The 14,619-nt window shown below is 68.3% G+C and carries 16 protein-coding genes and 9 pseudogenes; 2 read left to right on the plus strand and 23 right to left on the minus strand.

Annotated elements, in window-relative coordinates:
• Positions 1-57: 57 nt before the first annotated feature.
• From rplQ to infA, 6 genes and pseudogenes are all read right to left on the minus strand, one after another.
• Positions 58-639 (minus strand): 50S ribosomal protein L17, encoded by a 582-nt coding sequence (gene rplQ / locus DEJ15_RS00575; protein WP_110824225.1) that lies wholly within the window; start codon positions 637-639, stop codon positions 58-60.
• Between the two features lie 64 nt (positions 640-703).
• Positions 704-1,699: a DNA-directed RNA polymerase subunit alpha gene (locus DEJ15_RS00580; RefSeq protein WP_110824226.1), complete on the minus strand. Its 996-nt coding sequence runs from the start codon at positions 1,697-1,699 to the stop codon at positions 704-706.
• 188 nt (positions 1,700-1,887) lie between these two features.
• A pseudogene (gene rpsK / locus DEJ15_RS00585) lies at positions 1,888-2,277 on the minus strand (30S ribosomal protein S11); the annotation flags it as partial.
• A gap of 19 nt (positions 2,278-2,296) precedes the next feature.
• Positions 2,297-2,671, minus strand: coding sequence for a 30S ribosomal protein S13 (gene rpsM / locus DEJ15_RS00590; protein ID WP_110824228.1), 375 nt, complete (start codon positions 2,669-2,671; stop codon positions 2,297-2,299).
• 206 nt (positions 2,672-2,877) lie between these two features.
• On the minus strand, positions 2,878-2,994 hold the full coding sequence (gene rpmJ / locus DEJ15_RS00595) for a 50S ribosomal protein L36 (RefSeq protein ID WP_022903266.1): 117 nt from the start codon (positions 2,992-2,994) through the stop codon (positions 2,878-2,880).
• Between the two features lie 70 nt (positions 2,995-3,064).
• A complete protein-coding gene (infA, locus tag DEJ15_RS00600; protein WP_017885509.1) occupies positions 3,065-3,286 on the minus strand; it encodes a translation initiation factor IF-1 in 222 nt (73 codons plus the stop codon).
• 462 nt (positions 3,287-3,748) lie between these two features.
• Here infA and DEJ15_RS19205 point away from each other — a divergent pair.
• Positions 3,749-3,892, plus strand: a pseudogene (locus DEJ15_RS19205) (hypothetical protein); the annotation flags it as partial.
• Between the two features lie 73 nt (positions 3,893-3,965).
• The gene (locus DEJ15_RS00605) at positions 3,966-4,856 is read left to right on the plus strand and encodes an LCP family protein (RefSeq protein ID WP_284175383.1); all 891 of its coding nucleotides are present in this window, start codon (positions 3,966-3,968) and stop codon (positions 4,854-4,856) included.
• 310 nt (positions 4,857-5,166) lie between these two features.
• Here DEJ15_RS00605 and map read toward each other — a convergent pair whose 3' ends face one another.
• The 17 genes and pseudogenes from map to rplV all read right to left on the minus strand — a co-directional run bounded on the left by map (position 5,167) and on the right by rplV (position 14,614).
• Positions 5,167-5,997 carry a type I methionyl aminopeptidase gene (gene map, locus DEJ15_RS00610; RefSeq protein ID WP_258365826.1) on the minus strand — a complete coding sequence of 277 codons (831 nt, stop codon included), beginning with the start codon at positions 5,995-5,997 and terminating at the stop codon, positions 5,167-5,169.
• Position 5,998: 1 nt separating this feature from the next.
• Positions 5,999-6,603 (minus strand): annotated as a pseudogene (locus tag DEJ15_RS00615) (adenylate kinase); the annotation flags it as partial.
• Complete coding sequence (gene secY, locus DEJ15_RS00620; protein ID WP_110824231.1) at positions 6,600-7,922, minus strand: preprotein translocase subunit SecY; 1,323 nt, start codon at positions 7,920-7,922, stop codon at positions 6,600-6,602. The gene secY and the pseudogene DEJ15_RS00615, both read right to left, overlap by 4 nt.
• A gap of 178 nt (positions 7,923-8,100) precedes the next feature.
• Positions 8,101-8,565, minus strand: a complete 465-nt coding sequence (rplO, locus tag DEJ15_RS00625) for a 50S ribosomal protein L15 (RefSeq protein WP_110824232.1) — start codon at positions 8,563-8,565, stop codon at positions 8,101-8,103.
• Positions 8,562-8,747 (minus strand): 50S ribosomal protein L30, encoded by a 186-nt coding sequence (rpmD, locus tag DEJ15_RS00630; RefSeq protein WP_082517835.1) that lies wholly within the window; start codon positions 8,745-8,747, stop codon positions 8,562-8,564. The genes rplO and rpmD overlap by 4 nt, the downstream gene beginning before the upstream one ends.
• Positions 8,747-9,560 (minus strand): annotated as a pseudogene (gene rpsE / locus DEJ15_RS00635) (30S ribosomal protein S5). Before rpsE ends, rpmD begins: the two are co-directional and overlap by 1 nt.
• Positions 9,557-9,934, minus strand: coding sequence for a 50S ribosomal protein L18 (gene rplR, locus DEJ15_RS00640; protein ID WP_110824233.1), 378 nt, complete (start codon positions 9,932-9,934; stop codon positions 9,557-9,559). The pseudogene rpsE and the gene rplR overlap by 4 nt, the downstream one beginning before the upstream one ends.
• 2 nt (positions 9,935-9,936) lie before the next feature.
• Positions 9,937-10,473 carry a 50S ribosomal protein L6 gene (rplF, locus tag DEJ15_RS00645; RefSeq protein ID WP_110824234.1) on the minus strand — a complete coding sequence of 179 codons (537 nt, stop codon included), beginning with the start codon at positions 10,471-10,473 and terminating at the stop codon, positions 9,937-9,939.
• 6 nt (positions 10,474-10,479) lie between these two features.
• Positions 10,480-10,879 (minus strand): annotated as a pseudogene (gene rpsH / locus DEJ15_RS00650) (30S ribosomal protein S8).
• A gap of 155 nt (positions 10,880-11,034) precedes the next feature.
• Positions 11,035-11,627, minus strand: a pseudogene (rplE, locus tag DEJ15_RS00655) (50S ribosomal protein L5).
• Positions 11,627-11,980 carry a 50S ribosomal protein L24 gene (rplX, locus tag DEJ15_RS00660; protein WP_110824237.1) on the minus strand — a complete coding sequence of 118 codons (354 nt, stop codon included), beginning with the start codon at positions 11,978-11,980 and terminating at the stop codon, positions 11,627-11,629. Before rplX ends, rplE begins: the two are co-directional and overlap by 1 nt.
• A gap of 3 nt (positions 11,981-11,983) precedes the next feature.
• The gene (gene rplN / locus DEJ15_RS00665; RefSeq protein WP_110824238.1) at positions 11,984-12,352 is read right to left on the minus strand and encodes a 50S ribosomal protein L14; all 369 of its coding nucleotides are present in this window, start codon (positions 12,350-12,352) and stop codon (positions 11,984-11,986) included.
• A 31-nt stretch (positions 12,353-12,383) separates the two neighbouring features.
• Positions 12,384-12,669: pseudogene (gene rpsQ, locus DEJ15_RS00670) on the minus strand (30S ribosomal protein S17).
• Positions 12,669-12,989, minus strand: a complete 321-nt coding sequence (gene rpmC / locus DEJ15_RS00675) for a 50S ribosomal protein L29 (RefSeq protein WP_110824240.1) — start codon at positions 12,987-12,989, stop codon at positions 12,669-12,671. Before rpmC ends, rpsQ begins: the two are co-directional and overlap by 1 nt.
• A pseudogene (gene rplP / locus DEJ15_RS00680) lies at positions 12,989-13,406 on the minus strand (50S ribosomal protein L16); the annotation flags it as partial. The pseudogene rplP and the gene rpmC, both read right to left, overlap by 1 nt.
• Positions 13,407-13,419: 13 nt before the next feature.
• The gene (gene rpsC, locus DEJ15_RS00685; RefSeq protein ID WP_284175385.1) at positions 13,420-14,220 is read right to left on the minus strand and encodes a 30S ribosomal protein S3; all 801 of its coding nucleotides are present in this window, start codon (positions 14,218-14,220) and stop codon (positions 13,420-13,422) included.
• Positions 14,220-14,614: pseudogene (rplV, locus tag DEJ15_RS00690) on the minus strand (50S ribosomal protein L22). Before rplV ends, rpsC begins: the two are co-directional and overlap by 1 nt.
• Positions 14,615-14,619: the final 5 nt, after the last annotated feature.

A 14,619-nucleotide genomic window follows, 5' to 3' on the forward strand; every position in this document is an offset into this window, starting at 1 on the left:
GGAACAGGAAGGCCCCTGCAGCAGACGCTGCAGGGGCCTTCCTGTGGTGCGGTGCGACTACTTGGACGCGTCCGCGGCGTCGTCCGACTTCGCAGCGGCGTCGGCCTCGACCTCGGCAGCAGCGTCGGTCGTGGTCTCGTCGGCGACCGGGGTCGACTCCTCGGTGGTCTCGGTCTCCTCGACCGGGGCCTCCGTGGTCTCCTCGGACGTGGTGTCCTCGGCGACCGGCGCAGCGGCGGCCGGGGCCGCGTTGCGCGTGACGGGTGCCGGTGAGCTCGAGACGGGCTCGAGGACGAGCTCGATCGAGGCGAGCGGCGCGTTGTCGCCCTTGCGGAAGCCGAGCTTCGTGATGCGGGTGTAGCCGCCCTGGCGGTCGGCCACCTGCGGCGCGATCTCCGTGAACAGCGTGTGCACGACGGTCTTGTCGCGCAGGGCCGCGATCACGCGACGACGCGCGTGCAGGTCGCCGCGCTTCGCGAACGTGATGAGCCGCTCGGCGACCGGACGGAGGCGCTTGGCCTTCGTCTCGGTCGTCGTGATGCGACCGTGCGTGAAGAGGGCGTTGGCGAGGTTGCTCAGGAGCAGGCGCTCGTGGGCGGGACCGCCACCGAGGCGGGGGCCCTTGGTGGGCTTCGGCATGTCAGTTCTCCAGTGGTGATGGTGGTGCGCCCCGTGTCAGGAGCGCGTGCGCGTCAGCGCGAGGTCAGTTGCTGGACTCGTCCTCGTCGTACCCGCTGTAGAAGTGGGCACCGTCGAATCCGGGGACGGTGTCCTTGAGGGACAGGCCGAGCTCGGTGAGCTTGTCCTTGACCTCGTCCACCGACTTCTGACCGAAGTTGCGGATGTTCATGAGCTGCGTCTCCGACAGGGCGACGAGCTCGGACACCGTGTTGATGCCCTCCCGCTTGAGGCAGTTGTAGCTGCGCACCGACAGGTCGAGGTCCTCGATCGGGGTCTGCAGCTCGTTCGAGAGCACGGCGTCGACCGGCGCGGGGCCGATCTCGATGCCCTCGGCCGCCGTGTTCAGCTCGCGGGCGAGACCGAACAGCTCGACCAGCGTGCGACCGGCCGACGCGATGGCGTCGCGCGGCGTGATCGCGGGCTTCGACTCGACGTCGACGACCAGGCGGTCGAAGTCCGTGCGCTCACCGGCACGCGTCGCTTCGACGCGGTAGGTGACCTTGAGCACGGGCGAGTAGATCGAGTCGATCGGGATCTGACCGGCCTCGCTGAACTCCGAGCGGTTCTGGGTCGCCGAGACGTAGCCGCGGCCACGCTCGATCGTCAGCTCCAGCTCGAAGCGCGCGGAGTCGTTCAGGGTCGCGATGACGAGGTCCGGGTTGTGGATCTCGACACCGGCCGGGGCGGAGATGTCCGCCGCGGTGACCTGGCCCGCACCCTGCTTGCGCAGGTACGCGGTGATCGGCTCGTCGTGCTCGCTGGAGACGACCAGGCTCTTGATGTTCAGGATGATCTCGGTGACGTCCTCCTTGACACCGGGAACGGTGCTGAACTCGTGGAGGACACCGTCGATGCGGATGCTCGTGACGGCAGCACCGGGGATGGACGAGAGGAGCGTGCGGCGCAGCGAGTTGCCGAGGGTGTAGCCGAAGCCCGGCTCGAGCGGTTCGATGACGAAGCGCGAGCGGAACTCGGAGATCGACTCCTCGTTCAGGGTGGGGCGCTGTGCAATGAGCACTGTGGAATTCCTTTCGGCGAAGTGTCCGCTATATGACACTTGGCGGTACGACGGGGCCGGCCGGGCCCCGACGGGTCTGTTTCAGTTGTGATCACGCGCACTGGAGTGCGCGATCGAACGACCAGGAATGGCCGACCCCGCTCGTCCCGGTCAGGGAACGAGCGGGGAACGGCCGGTTGCTCCTCGCGTCAGACGCGGCGGCGCTTCGGCGGGCGGCACCCGTTGTGCGCCTGCGGCGTGACGTCGTTGATCGAGCCGACCTCGAGGCCAGCGGCCTGGAGGGAACGGATCGCCGTCTCGCGACCCGAGCCCGGGCCCTTGACGAAGACGTCGACCTTCTTGACGCCGTGCTCGGCGGCCTGACGGGCGGCCGATTCGGCGGCGAGCTGCGCCGCGAACGGCGTCGACTTGCGCGAGCCCTTGAAGCCGACGGCGCCCGAGGACGCCCAGCTCAGGACGGCACCCGACGGGTCGGTGATGCTGACGATGGTGTTGTTGAACGTGCTCTTGATGTGGGCCTGGCCCACGGCGACGTTCTTCTTCTCCTTGCGGCGCGGCTTGCGCGCGGCGGTCTTGGGGGGTAGCCATCGTGATCTCCTATCGAGCCTTCTTCTTGCCTGCCACGGTGCGCTTCGGGCCCTTGCGGGTACGAGCGTTGGTCTTGGTGCGCTGACCGCGCACCGGGAGACCACGACGGTGGCGGAGACCCTCGTAGCTACCGATCTCGACCTTGCGGCGGATGTCGGCGGCGACCTCACGGCGGAGGTCACCCTCCACCTTGAACGTGCCCTCGATGTAGTCGCGGAGGGCGACGAGCTGGTCGTCGGTGAGGTCCTTGACGCGGATGTCGCCGGAGATGCCGGTCTCCGCGAGCGTCTGGACGGCGCGGGTACGGCCGACCCCGTAGATGTAGGTGAGTGCGATCTCCACGCGCTTCTCGCGCGGGATGTCGACGCCTGCTAGACGTGCCATTGTGCTGGCTGCTCCTGTTGTCGATGGAGGTGTGGCGCAGTACCGGTGCCCGGGCCTCCGTCCCGAGGTGTCCCCCACCCGCCGAGGCGGATGGGTTCTGGTACTGCGTTGTCGATCTTCAGTTGTGGTTCGTGCTCGAGCCGCAGGCGGTCTGACGACCGGCGACCCCGCTCACGCGGCAGGCTCCCGGAGGAGCCCCACGGGGACTAGCCCTGGCGCTGCTTGTGACGCGGGTTGCTCTTGCAGATCACCATGACGCGGCCCTTCCGGCGGATCACTCGGCAGTGCTCGCAGATGGGCTTGACGCTGGGGTTGACCTTCATTGTTCGTTCCTCGTGCTCGCTGGCTTCGTGCTCGGCGGGTTCGCCGGGCCGTTCCTTTCCAGCTCGCGGATCACTTGTAGCGGTAGACGATCCGGCCGCGGGTCAGGTCGTACGGGCTCAGCTCCACGATCACGCGGTCCTCGGGGAGGATGCGGATGTAGTGCTGGCGCATCTTCCCGGAGATGTGCGCGAGGACCTTGTGTCCGTTGGTCAGCTCAACGCGGAACATCGCGTTGGGCAGAGCTTCGAGCACCGAGCCCTCGATCTCGATGACGCCGTCTTTCTTGGCCATAGCCTCACTGTCGCTTGGTTGGATTACCGGTGTGATCCCCGAGCCGGTCTGCGGGTCGGGCGCCACGCCAGAGGGCATGGCACACCAAAGATCGATCTTATGTGGTAGACCGCCGATTGCCAAGTGCGCCTGCATGTCGGAGCGGCGCGGGCACCCCAGTGCAGGGGACGAGCCGCCCGGATCGGCCCGCAGATCCGCTGTTCGACAGGTTCTCCACAGCCGGAGCGATGCCGGAACAGGGCCCAGCCCCGTACGGTGACGAGAGCAGTCACCGAAGGAGGACCCCCGTGCCCGACGCCCCCCGGCCGCGCGAGCCCCGTCGCCCGCCACGGCCGACTCCCCCGCCGCCGCGCCTGGACGACCCTCCTGTCCGTCGTCGCATCCGCGGCCGCGGTCCTGCTCGTCAGCGGCACCAGCGTCGCCGCGATCGCCGGCGCCCAGCTCGCCGCGGCGCCGCAGACGGTGCAGCTCAGCACCGACGACCAGAGCACCGCGGAGACCGCCGACGTCACCGCCATCGAGGGTGGCGCGAACATCCTGCTCATCGGGAGCGACACCCGCGTCGGGCAGTTCGACTCCGACGAGGACGTCGAGGGCGCCCGCAACGACGTCACGATGCTCGTGCACGTGTCCGAGGACCACCAGCAGCTCACCGCGGTCAGCTTCCCCCCGCGACCTGATGGTGCCGATCCCGGCGTGCACCAACCCCGAGACCGGGACGACCTACCCCGCAGCGGAGTCAGCGCAGTTCAACACCGCGCTCGGCAACGGCGGTGTCTCCTGTGTCGTCGACACGGTGGAGAACCTCACCGGCCTCACCGTGCCCTACGCCGGGCTCATCACCTTCGACGGCGTGATCGAGATGTCGAACGCCCTCGGCGGCGTCGACGTCTGCGTCGCGACCCCCATCGACGACACCTTCACCGGGCTGCACCTGACCGCCGGCGCGCACTCCCTGCAGGGTTCGGACGCGCTCGCCTTCCTCCGCTCGCGCCACGGCGTCGGCGACGGCAGCGACCTGGCTCGCATCAGCTCCCAGCAGGTCTTCCTGTCCGCACTGCTCCGCCAGGTGACGGCGGACGGCACCCTGTCGAACCCCATCACCCTCTACAAGCTCGCCGGCGCAGCGCTGTCCAACATGACGCTGTCCGACGGCCTCGCGCAGACCCGGACCCTCGTCGGCCTCGCATCGACCCTGCGCGGCATGAGCACCTCGAGCATGCTCTTCGTGCAGTACCCGGTCGTCGACGACCCCGCCGACGCGGCGCGCGTCGTCGTCGACGAGGCCGCCGCCCACACGCTCAACGTCGCCCTGCAGACGGACGAGCGGACCTCGCTCAGCGACTCGTCGACCGGTCGCGCGTCGCAGGAGTCGTCCGACGCAGAGACCGCGGCTCCGTCCGCGAGCCCGTCCGATGCCGCGCCGTCGGACACCGCGACCGCTGCTCCGAGCGCGTCGGCCACGCCGGACGGACAGACGACCACGACGAGCAGCCCCTCCTCGACGCCGCTGCCCTCCTCGATCAGCGGACAGAGCGCTGCCGAGGAGACCTGCTCCGTCGGGAACTGAGGAACCGCGCCACGGACGGTCCGGGGTCGGGGACGCCGGGCCTCTCGTCCGGCCCCGACCCGTCGGCGCCGTCGGCAGGGCCGCCTCCCCACGCCACGGAGCCCGTCGCCTGACGGCGGCGGGTGGGAGATGCGCGGTGCAGCCGCACCGCACCGCACCGGCCACGTCCTGCCTGGAGGCCCGTCCCGCGTCACCAGGGTCGGCCCGCGACCCGGGTCCTGCAGCGTGGACGGCAGCACCGGGTGCCGGGCCGGACGGCCTCCGTGCCCGGAGCTGGAGACGCGGTCCGGAGGCGCGGTCGGGAGGCGCGCTACGGGACCGGGACCGGCGTGACGCCGAGGGGTGCCAGCCCGGCGGCCCCACCGTCGGCGGCGGTCAACACCCAGATGCCGTCGGCGTGCACCGCGACGCTGTGCTCCCAGTGGGCGGCGTCGGACCCGTCGAGTGTCCGGACGGTCCACTCGTCGTCGTCGGTCGAACTGTCGATCGTGCCGGCGGTGACCATCGGTTCGATGGCGACCGCGAGGCCCGGCTGCACGGCAGGGCCGGCACCGCGGACACGGTGGTTGAAGACCGGAGGCTCCTCGTGCATCGACCGGCCGATCCCGTGGCCGGTGAAGTCCTCGACGATGCCCCACGCCCCGGTCTCGTCGATGGCGTCCTCGACGGCCGAGCCGACCTCGTGCAGGTTCCGTGCGTGCGCGAGCGCTGCGATGCCGTGCCACAGCGCGCGCTCGGTGGTGTCGGACAGCTTCTGCCGGGCGGCCGCCACGGTGGGGTCGCCGCCGGGCACGACCACGGTGAAGGCGCTGTCACCGTTCCAGCCGTCGACCTCGGCCCCGGCGTCGACCGACACGATGTCGCCGGCCTGCAGCACCCGTGCGCCGGGGATCCCGTGCACGATCTCGTCGTTCACCGAGACGCAGAGCGTGTGGCGGTAGCCCGGCACGAGCTGGAAGTTCGGGATGCCCCCGCCGTCGCGGATCGTCCGCTCGGCGATCGCGTCGAGCTCCGCCGTGGTCGTCCCGGGACGGATCGCTGCTCGGACGGCGTCCAACGCCTGCGCGGTGAGGAGACCCGGGCGCACCATGGCGCGCAGCTCCTCGGGCGACTTGTAGATGGAGGGCTTCCGTCGACGCACCGGAGCGACCCCGGTCAGACGGCGGCCGTGAGACCGCGGGTCGTCAGGGCCTCCGCGATGCGGTCCCCGACCTCGTCCACGGTGCCGAGACCGTCGACGTCGGCGACGAGTCCGCGCTCCTGGTAGACGGCGACGATCGGCGCGGTCTGCTCCTGGTACACCTGCTGGCGACGACGGATCGTCTCCTCGGTGTCGTCAGCGCGACCCTGCTCCCCCCGCACGCTTGAGCAGGCGCGCCACGAGGGCGTCCTGGTCGGCGACGAGCTGCACGACGAGGTCGATCGCCGCACCCTGCTCCGCGAGGAGCGCGTCGAGGTACTCGACCTGTGCGGTGGTGCGCGGGTACCCGTCGAGCAGGAACCCCTGCTCGGCGTCCGGCTCGGCGAGACGGTCCCGGACCAGCGCGTTGGTCAGGTCGTCCGGCACGTACTCACCGGCGTCCATGAGCGCCTTCGCGCGCTGCCCCAGGGGCGTGCCGTCGGCGACGTTCTTGCGGAAGATGTCGCCCGTGGAGATCGCGGGGATCCCGAGCGCCGACGCGATGCGGCCGGCCTGGGTGCCCTTGCCCGCTCCGGGAGGTCCGACGATGATGAGGCGTGCGCTCAACGGAGGAGCCCTTCGTAGTGACGTTGCTGCAGCTGCGAGTCGATCTGCTTCACGGTCTCGAGGCCGACACCCACGATGATCAGGATGCTGGCACCGCCGAACGGGAAGTTCTGGTTCGCCCCGAACAGCGCCAGTGCTGCGAGCGGGATGAGCGCGATGAGACCGAGGTAGAGCGCACCGGGCAGCGTCACCCGGGTGAGGACGTAGTCGAGGTACTCGGCGGTCGGACGTCCGGCTCGGATGCCCGGGATGAACCCGCCGTACTTCTTCATGTTGTCGGCGACCTCTTCGGGGTTGAAGGTGATCGCGACGTAGAAGTACGTGAACCCGACGATGAGCAGGAAGTACAGGACCATGTAGAACCAGTTGTCACCCGAGGTCAGGTTGCTCTGGATCCAGGTCACCCACGGGGCCGGCGCGGAGCCGTCCGAGGGCTGGTTGAACTGTGCGATCAGCGCCGGCAGGTACAGCAGCGAGGACGCGAAGATGACGGGCACGACGCCGGCCATGTTCACCTTGATCGGGATGTACGTGTTGTTGCCGCCGTAGGTGCGGCGCCCGACCATGCGCTTGGCGTACTGGACCGGGATGCGCCGCTGCGACTGCTCGACGAACACGACGGCCATCATGATGACCAGGCCGACCAGGATGACGAAGAGGAAGAGCTCGAAGGACTGCGACTGCTCGATGGCCCAGAGCGCCGACGGGAACTGCGCGGCGATCGAGGTGAAGATGAGCAGCGACATGCCGTTGCCGATGCCGCGCTCGGTGACGAGCTCGCCCATCCACATGATCAGGCCGGTGCCCGCGGTCAGGGTGATGACCATCAGGAGGATCGCGTACCAGCTGTCGTTCGAGATGATCGACGTGCAGGAGGCCGAGGCGCTCGTGCCGAAGAGGGCACCCGAGCGAGCGACGGTGATCAGGGTGGTGGACTGCAGCACGCCCAGCGCGATGGTGAGGTAGCGCGTGTACTGCGTCAGCTTCGCCTGACCGGACTGACCCTCCTTGTAGAGGGAGTCGAAGTGCGGGATCACCACGCGCAGGAGCTGCACGATGATCGACGACGTGATGTACGGCATGATCCCGAGCGCGAAGACCGAGAGCTTCAGGAGCGCGCCGCCGGAGAACAGGTTGATCAGGTCGTACAGGCCGCCGGAGGACGACGCGGACGCCAGGCAGGCCTGCACGCTGGCGTAGTCCACGAACGGTGCCGGGATGTACGAGCCGAGGCGGAACAGCGCGATGATCGCGAGGGTGAAACCGATCTTCTTCCGAAGATCTGGGGTGCGCATGATGCGCGCGACCGCTCTGAACACGAGTTACTCCGAACTTCTGTGACCGGTTGACCGGTCGAGCCGGGCGAGGTCGCCCGTGGCCGGAAGCGCCGACCCCGTGGTCCGGCACGCACGTCGAACGACGCCGTGTTCCGGACCTGCCATCAAGGAAACCGTAACGGCGGCCCGCGCGCAATGCGCGGGCCGCCGCCGACGGGGACTACTTGGTGACGGTGCCGCCCGCCGCCACGATCTTCTCCTCGGCGGATGCCGAGACCTTGTCGACCGTGACGGTGATCGCCACGCTGATGTCACCCTGACCGAGAACCTTGACCTTCTCGTTCTTGCGGACGGCGCCCTTGGCGACCAGGTCCGCGACGGTGACGTCGCCACCGTTCGGGTAGAGCTCCGCGATCTTGTCCAGGTTCACGGGCTGGTACTCGACGCGGAACGGGTTCTTGAACCCGCGGAGCTTCGGGGTGCGCATGTGCAGCGGCATCTGCCCACCCTCGAAGCCGACCTTGACCTGGTACCGGGCCTTCTGGCCCTTGGTGCCACGGCCGGCGGTCTTGCCCTTCGAGCCCTCACCACGGCCGACGCGGGTGCGGTCCTTCTTGGACCCCGCTGCCGGACGAAGGTGGTGAACCTTCAGGATCTGGACGCGCTCGTTCTTCTCGTCGCTCATGCGTCGACCTCCTCGACCTTCACGAGGTGCGCAACCGTCGCGATGTACCCGCGGTTCTGGGAGTTGTCCTCACGCAGGACCGTACGGCCGATGCGCTTGAGACCCAGGCTGCGGAGCGTGTCGCGCTGGTACTGCTTCTCGCTGATGACGGACTTCGTCTGCGTGATCTTCAGCATCGCCATCACGCACCTGCCTTCTCGTTCGCAGCCGTACGAGCGGCCGCCTCGGCGTGCAGCAGACGGGCCGGGACGACGTGGTCGACGGGCAGACCACGACGGCTGGCGACGGCACGCGGCTCTTCGAGCTGCTTGAGCGCCGTCACGGTCGCGTGCACGATGTTGATGGTGTTCGACGAACCGAGCGACTTGCTCAGGACGTCGTGGATGCCGGCGCACTCGAGCACGGCGCGGACCGGACCACCGGCGATGACACCGGTACCGGCAGCGGCCGGACGCAGGAGGACGACGCCAGCGGCGGCCTCACCCTGCACCGGGTGCGGGATCGTGTTGCCGACGCGGGGGGACGCGGAAGAAGTTCTTCTTCGCCTCCTCGACGCCCTTCGAGATGGCGGTCGGGACCTCGCGGGCCTTGCCGTAGCCGACGCCCACCAGACCGTTGCCGTCACCGACGACGACGAGCGCGGTGAAGCTGAAGCGACGACCACCCTTGACGACCTTGGAGACGCGGTTGATGGTGACGACGCGCTCGAGGAACTGGCTGTCGCCGCCGCGACCGTTGCGGTCGTTGCCGCCACGGCCACCCTGCTGACGGTCACGCCCGCCACCGCTGCCGCCACCACGACGGCCACGGTTGTCGACGGAGTCGCGGTTGTTCGATGCCGAACCCGCAGCGGTCTCGACGGGACGCTCGACGACCGGGACGTCGGGCTCCTTGGCCGCGGGGGCCTTCGCCTCGGTCGCGGTGGTCTCGGCGTCGGTCGTCTCGACCTCGGTCGTGGCCTCGGCGTCGTCGTTGGTGTTCGCGATGTCGCTCACAGGTTCAGCCCTCCTTCACGGGCACCATCGGCGATCGCGGCGACGCGACCGGCGTACTTGCTACCGCCGCGGTCGAAGACCACGGCCTCGACGCCAGCCGACTTCGCGCGCTCGGCGACGAGCTCGCCGACGCGACGGGCCTTGGCGGTCTTGTCGCCGTCGAACGAGCGGAGGTCGGCCTCCATCGTCGATGCGCTGGCGAGGGTGTGACCCTTGGCGTCGTCGATGACCTGGACGAACACGTGACGTGACGAACGGGTGACGGCGAGACGGGGACGGGTCTCGGTCCCGGTGATCTTCTTCCGGAGACGGTTGTGGCGACGCGCCTTGGCAGCCGCCTTGCTCTTGCCTCGAGTACGAGTTCCGATGGCCATGATCACTTACCTGACTTTCCGGCCTTGCGGCGCACGATCTCGCCGGCGTAGCGGACACCCTTGCCCTTGTAGGGCTCGGGCTTGCGCAGCTTGCGGATGTTGGCCGCGACCTCACCGACGAGCTGCTTGTCGATGCCGTTCACGGTGACCTTGTTGTTGCCCTCGACGGCGAAGCTGATGCCGGCCGGCGGGTTGACCGTGATGGGGTGGGAGTACCCGAGCGCGAACTCGAGGTCGCTGCCCTTGGCGGCCACGCGGTAACCGGTCCCGACGACCTCGAGGCCCTTGGAGTAGCCCTGGGTGACGCCGATGATCTGGTTCGCGATGAGCGAGCGGGTCAGGCCGTGCAGCGCGCGGGAGGAACGCTCGTCGTCCGGGCGGCTGACGAGGACCTGGTTGTCCTCGACCTTCGCCTGGATGGGCTCAGCGATGACGAGCGAAAGCTCGCCCTTCGGGCCCTTGACGGCGACGTTCTGGCCGTCGACCGAGACGGTCGCTCCGGCCGGGATGTCGATGGGGAGACGTCCGATACGAGACATGATCGATCACCAAACGTAGGCGAGGACTTCCCCACCCACGCCCTTCTGCTCGGCTTCGCGGTCGGTCAGGAGCCCCGAGGAGGTCGACAGGATCGCCACGCCGAGGCCACCGAGGACCCGGGGGGATCTCGGTCGACTTCGCGTAGACGCGGAGGCCCGGCTTCGAGACGCGCTTGATGCCGGCGATCGAACGCTCGCGATCGGGGCCGTACTTGAGGTCGATGGTCAGGGTCTGCCCGACGCGGGCGTCCTCGACCTTCCACTCGCTGATGTAACCCTCGCGCTTGAGGATGTCAGCGATGGTCTGCTTGAGCTTGGAGCTCGGAAGCGAGACGGCGTCGTGGTGCGCCGAGTTCGCGTTCCGCAATCTGGTCAGCATGTCTGCGACCGGATCGGTCATCGTCATGATGCGTTTCCGTCCTTCGTCCGGTTTCGACACCCGTTCCACGAGTGCCGACCTCGACGATCGATGTGATCCCAGGGCGGTTCCCCGGGATCGGTGTGACTTCGTGCGAGCGGGCCGGAGGAGAAACTCCTCCGGCCCGCACCGCCCGGAGTAGCTTAGACCGTCTGCTCGGCAGAACGGAACGGGAAGCCGAGCTGGCGGAGCAGCGCGCGGCCTTCGTCGTCCGTCTTCGCGGTGGTCACGACGGTGATGTCGAACCCACGCACGCGGTCGATGCGGTCCTGGTCGATCTCGTGGAACACGCTCTGCTCCGAGAGACCGAAGGTGTAGTTGCCGTTGCCGTCGAACTGGCGGTCGCTCAGGCCGCGGAAGTCGCGGATGCGCGGGAGCGCCAGCGACAGCAGGCGGTCGAGGAACTCCCACGCGCGGTCACCGCGGAGGGTGACGTGCGCGCCGATGGCCTGGCCCTCACGCAGCTTGAACTGCGCGATGGACTTGCGGGCCAGCGTGACCTGTGGCTTCTGACCCGTGATCGCCGTGAGGTCCTTGATGGCCCCCCCTCGATGATCTTCGAGTCGCGCGCGGCCTCGCCGACGCCGGTGTTGACGACGACCTTGACCAGGCCGGGGACCTGGTTGACGTTCGCGTAACCGAACTGCTCGGTCAGCGCCGCCTTGATCTCGTTGCGGTACTTCTGCTTGAGGCGCGGCTGAACTTTCTCAGCAGTCGCGGCAGTCGTGTCGGTCATCAGAGCTTCTCACCAGACTTCTTGGCGTAGCGGACGCGGACGGTCTTGGTGACGCCGTCCTTCTCCACCTGTTCGTTGCGGAAACCGACGCGGGTCGGCTTCTTGGTCTTCGGGTCGACGATCGCGACGTTCGACACGTGGATCGGGGCTTCGTGCTGCTCGATGCCACCGGTCTTCGAACCGCGCTGGGTCTGACCGACGCGGACGTGCTTGGTCACGAAGTTGATGCCCTCGACGACCAGACGGTCGCCGCGGACCTCGATGACCTTGCCCTGCTTGCCGCGGTCGCCGCCACGCTCCTGCGTGGCGCCCGTGATGACCTGGACCAGGTCACCCTTCTTGATGTTCGCCATGGCTTACAGCACCTCCGGCGCGAGCGAGATGATCTTCATGAACTTCTTGTCACGGAGCTCGCGACCGATCGGCCCGAAGATGCGGGTACCGCGCGGGTCGCCGTCAGCCTTGAGGATCACTGCCGCGTTCTCGTCGAACTTGATGTAGGAGCCGTCGGGACGACGGGTCTCCTTCTTGGTGCGAACGATGACCGCCTTGACGACGTCACCCTTCTTCACGTTGCCGCCGGGGATGGCGTCCTTCACCGTGGCGACGATGACGTCACCGAGGCCGGCGTAGCGACGACCCGAGCCACCGAGCACGCGGATGGTCAAGATCTCCTTGGCACCCGTGTTGTCGGCGACCTTCAGGCGGGATTCCTGCTGAATCACTGCTGTCTCCTATTCCGAAGCGGGCCGAGGCCTACTTGGCCTTCTCGAGGATCTCGACCAGGCGCCAGCGCTTGGTGGCGCTGAGGGGACGGGTCTCGCTGATGACGACCAGGTCGCCGATGCCGGCGGTCCCGAGCTCGTCGTGGGCCTTGACCTTCGACGTGCGACGGATGACCTTGCCGTAGAGGGGGGTGCTTCACGCGGTCCTCGACCTCGACGACGATCGTCTTGTCCATCTTGTCGCTCGTCACGTAGCCGCGACGGGTCTTCCGGTAGCCGCGGGTGAGGGCTGCGGAGTCCTTCTCTTCGGTCGCCATCAGTTCTCCTCGGCGGTCTCGGCCTCGGTCGACTCAGCCGGCTTCTCGGCCTTCTTCGACGACTTCTTGGCCTTCGGGGCGGTCTCGACGGGGGCGGGCGTGGCACGGATGCCGAGCTCGCGCTCGCGGAGCACGGTGTAGATGCGCGCGATGTCGCGCTTGACGGCACGGAGACGGCCGTGGCTCTCCAGCTGGCCGGTGGCCGACTGGAAGCGGAGGTTGAACAGCTCCTCCTTGGCCTTCTTCAGCTCGTCAGCGAGACGCTCGTTCTCGAAGGTGTCGAGCTCAGTGGGACGGAGCTCCTTGGAACCGATCGCCATTATGCGTCGCCCTCCTCGCGCTTGATGATGCGTGCCTTGAGGGGCAGCTTGTGGATTGCACGGGTCAGTGCCTCGCGGGCGATCTCGTCGCTCACGCCGGAGAGCTCGAAGAGCACACGACCCGGCTTGACGTTCGCGATCCACCACTCGGGGGGAACCCTTACCGGAACCCATTCGGGTCTCAGCCGGCTTCTTGGTGAGCGGACGGTCCGGGTAGATGTTGATCCACACCTTGCCGCCACGCTTGATGTGACGCGTCATCGCGATACGAGCGGACTCGATCTGACGGTTGGTCACGTAGGCCGGGGTGAGCGCCTGGATACCGTAGTCACCGAAGGAGACCTTGGTGCCACCGGTCGCCTGGCCCGAACGCTTCGGGTGGTGCTGCTTGCGGTGCTTGACTCGACGGGGGGATAAGCATGGTTACGCCTCAACTCCTGCGCCGGCCGGCGCGTCCTGCGGGGCCTGCTGCTCGCGACGGTCGCCACCGCGCTCGTTGCGGTCGCCACGGGGGGCCGCCGCCACGACGGTCGCCGCCACGACGCTCGGGGCGGGACGAACGCTGGTTCGCCTGCTCGCGAGCGAGCTCCTTGTTCGTGATGTCGCCCTTGTAGATCCAGACCTTCACGCCGATGCGGCCGAACGTGGTCCGGGCCTCGTAGAAGCCGTAGTCGATGTTCGCGCGGAGGGTGTGCAGGGGCACACGGCCTTCGCGGTAGAACTCCGAACGCGACATCTCCGCGCCGCCGAGGCGGCCCGACACCTGGATGCGGACACCCTTGGCGCCGGCGCGCTGTGCACCCTGCAGGCCCTTGCGCATGGCGCGACGGAACGCGACACGAGCGGAGAGCTGCTCGGCGATGCCCTGCGCGACGAGCTGGGCCTCGGTCTCGGGGTTCTTGACCTCGAGGATGTTGAGCTGGATCTGCTTCTTGGTGAGCTTCTCGAGCTCGCTCCGGATGCGCTCCGCCTCGGCGCCGCGGCGACCGATGACGATGCCCGGGCGCGCCGTGTGGATGTCCACGCGGACGCGGTCACGGGTGCGCTCCAGCTCGATGCGGGCGACGCCCGCGCGGTCGAGGGTCTTCGTCAGGAACTGACGGATCTTGACGTCCTCGGCCACGAAGTCGGCGTAACGCTGACCCTTCTTCGTGCTGTCGGCGAACCAGTGGGAGATGTGGTCCGTCGTGATCCCGAGACGGAAGCCGTACGGGTTGACCTTCTGGCCCATTACTTGCTCGCCTTCTTGCTCGTCGCGGCGGCCTCGGCCTCATCCGGCGTCGCGAGGACGACCGTGATGTGGCTGGTGCGCTTGTTGATGCGGAAGGCGCGGCCCTGGGCGCGCGGCTGGAACCGCTTCAGGGTCGTGCCCTCGTCGACGTAGACGCTGCTCACGTAGAGGTCGCGCTCGTCGAGGAAGCTGTTCGTCGAGTCCGCCTTGACACGTGCGTTGGCGATCGCCGAGGCGACCAGCTTGTACACGGGCTCCGAAGCGCCCTGGGGGGGGCGAACTTCAGGATGGCGAGCGCCTCGTGGGCCTGCTTGCCGCGGATCAGCTGGATGACGCGACGGGCCTTCTGAGGCGTGACGCGGATGTGTCGCACGCGTGCGATCGACTCCACCATTTCGT

Origin of the sequence: Curtobacterium sp. MCJR17_043 (genome assembly GCF_003224315.2) — a bacterium.
Classification (GTDB): domain Bacteria; phylum Actinomycetota; class Actinomycetes; order Actinomycetales; family Microbacteriaceae; genus Curtobacterium.

What these genes read in the sequence shown, in the direction of transcription:
- rpmJ (WP_022903266.1), bottom strand. Translation starts at nt 2,994, where the DNA reads ATGAAGGTCAACCCCAGCGTCAAGCCCATCTGCGAGCACTGCCGAGTG.
- rplX (WP_110824237.1), bottom strand. Translation starts at nt 11,980, where the DNA reads ATGGCGAACATCAAGAAGGGTGACCTGGTCCAGGTCATCACGGGCGCC.
- infA (WP_017885509.1), bottom strand. Translation starts at nt 3,286, where the DNA reads ATGGCCAAGAAAGACGGCGTCATCGAGATCGAGGGCTCGGTGCTCGAA.
- rpsM (WP_110824228.1), bottom strand. Translation starts at nt 2,671, where the DNA reads ATGGCACGTCTAGCAGGCGTCGACATCCCGCGCGAGAAGCGCGTGGAG.
- rplO (WP_110824232.1), bottom strand. Translation starts at nt 8,565, where the DNA reads ATGAGCGACGAGAAGAACGAGCGCGTCCAGATCCTGAAGGTTCACCAC.
- rpmD (WP_082517835.1), bottom strand. Translation starts at nt 8,747, where the DNA reads ATGGCGATGCTGAAGATCACGCAGACGAAGTCCGTCATCAGCGAGAAG.
- rplF (WP_110824234.1), bottom strand. Translation starts at nt 10,473, where the DNA reads ATGTCTCGTATCGGACGTCTCCCCATCGACATCCCGGCCGGAGCGACC.
- rplR (WP_110824233.1), bottom strand. Translation starts at nt 9,934, where the DNA reads ATGGCCATCGGAACTCGTACTCGAGGCAAGAGCAAGGCGGCTGCCAAG.
- rpsC (WP_284175385.1), bottom strand. Translation starts at nt 14,220, where the DNA reads ATGGGCCAGAAGGTCAACCCGTACGGCTTCCGTCTCGGGATCACGACG.
- rpmC (WP_110824240.1), bottom strand. Translation starts at nt 12,989, where the DNA reads ATGGCGATCGGTTCCAAGGAGCTCCGTCCCACTGAGCTCGACACCTTC.
- rplQ (WP_110824225.1), bottom strand. Translation starts at nt 639, where the DNA reads ATGCCGAAGCCCACCAAGGGCCCCCGCCTCGGTGGCGGTCCCGCCCAC.
- DEJ15_RS00605 (WP_284175383.1), top strand. Translation starts at nt 3,966, where the DNA reads ATGGTGCCGATCCCGGCGTGCACCAACCCCGAGACCGGGACGACCTAC.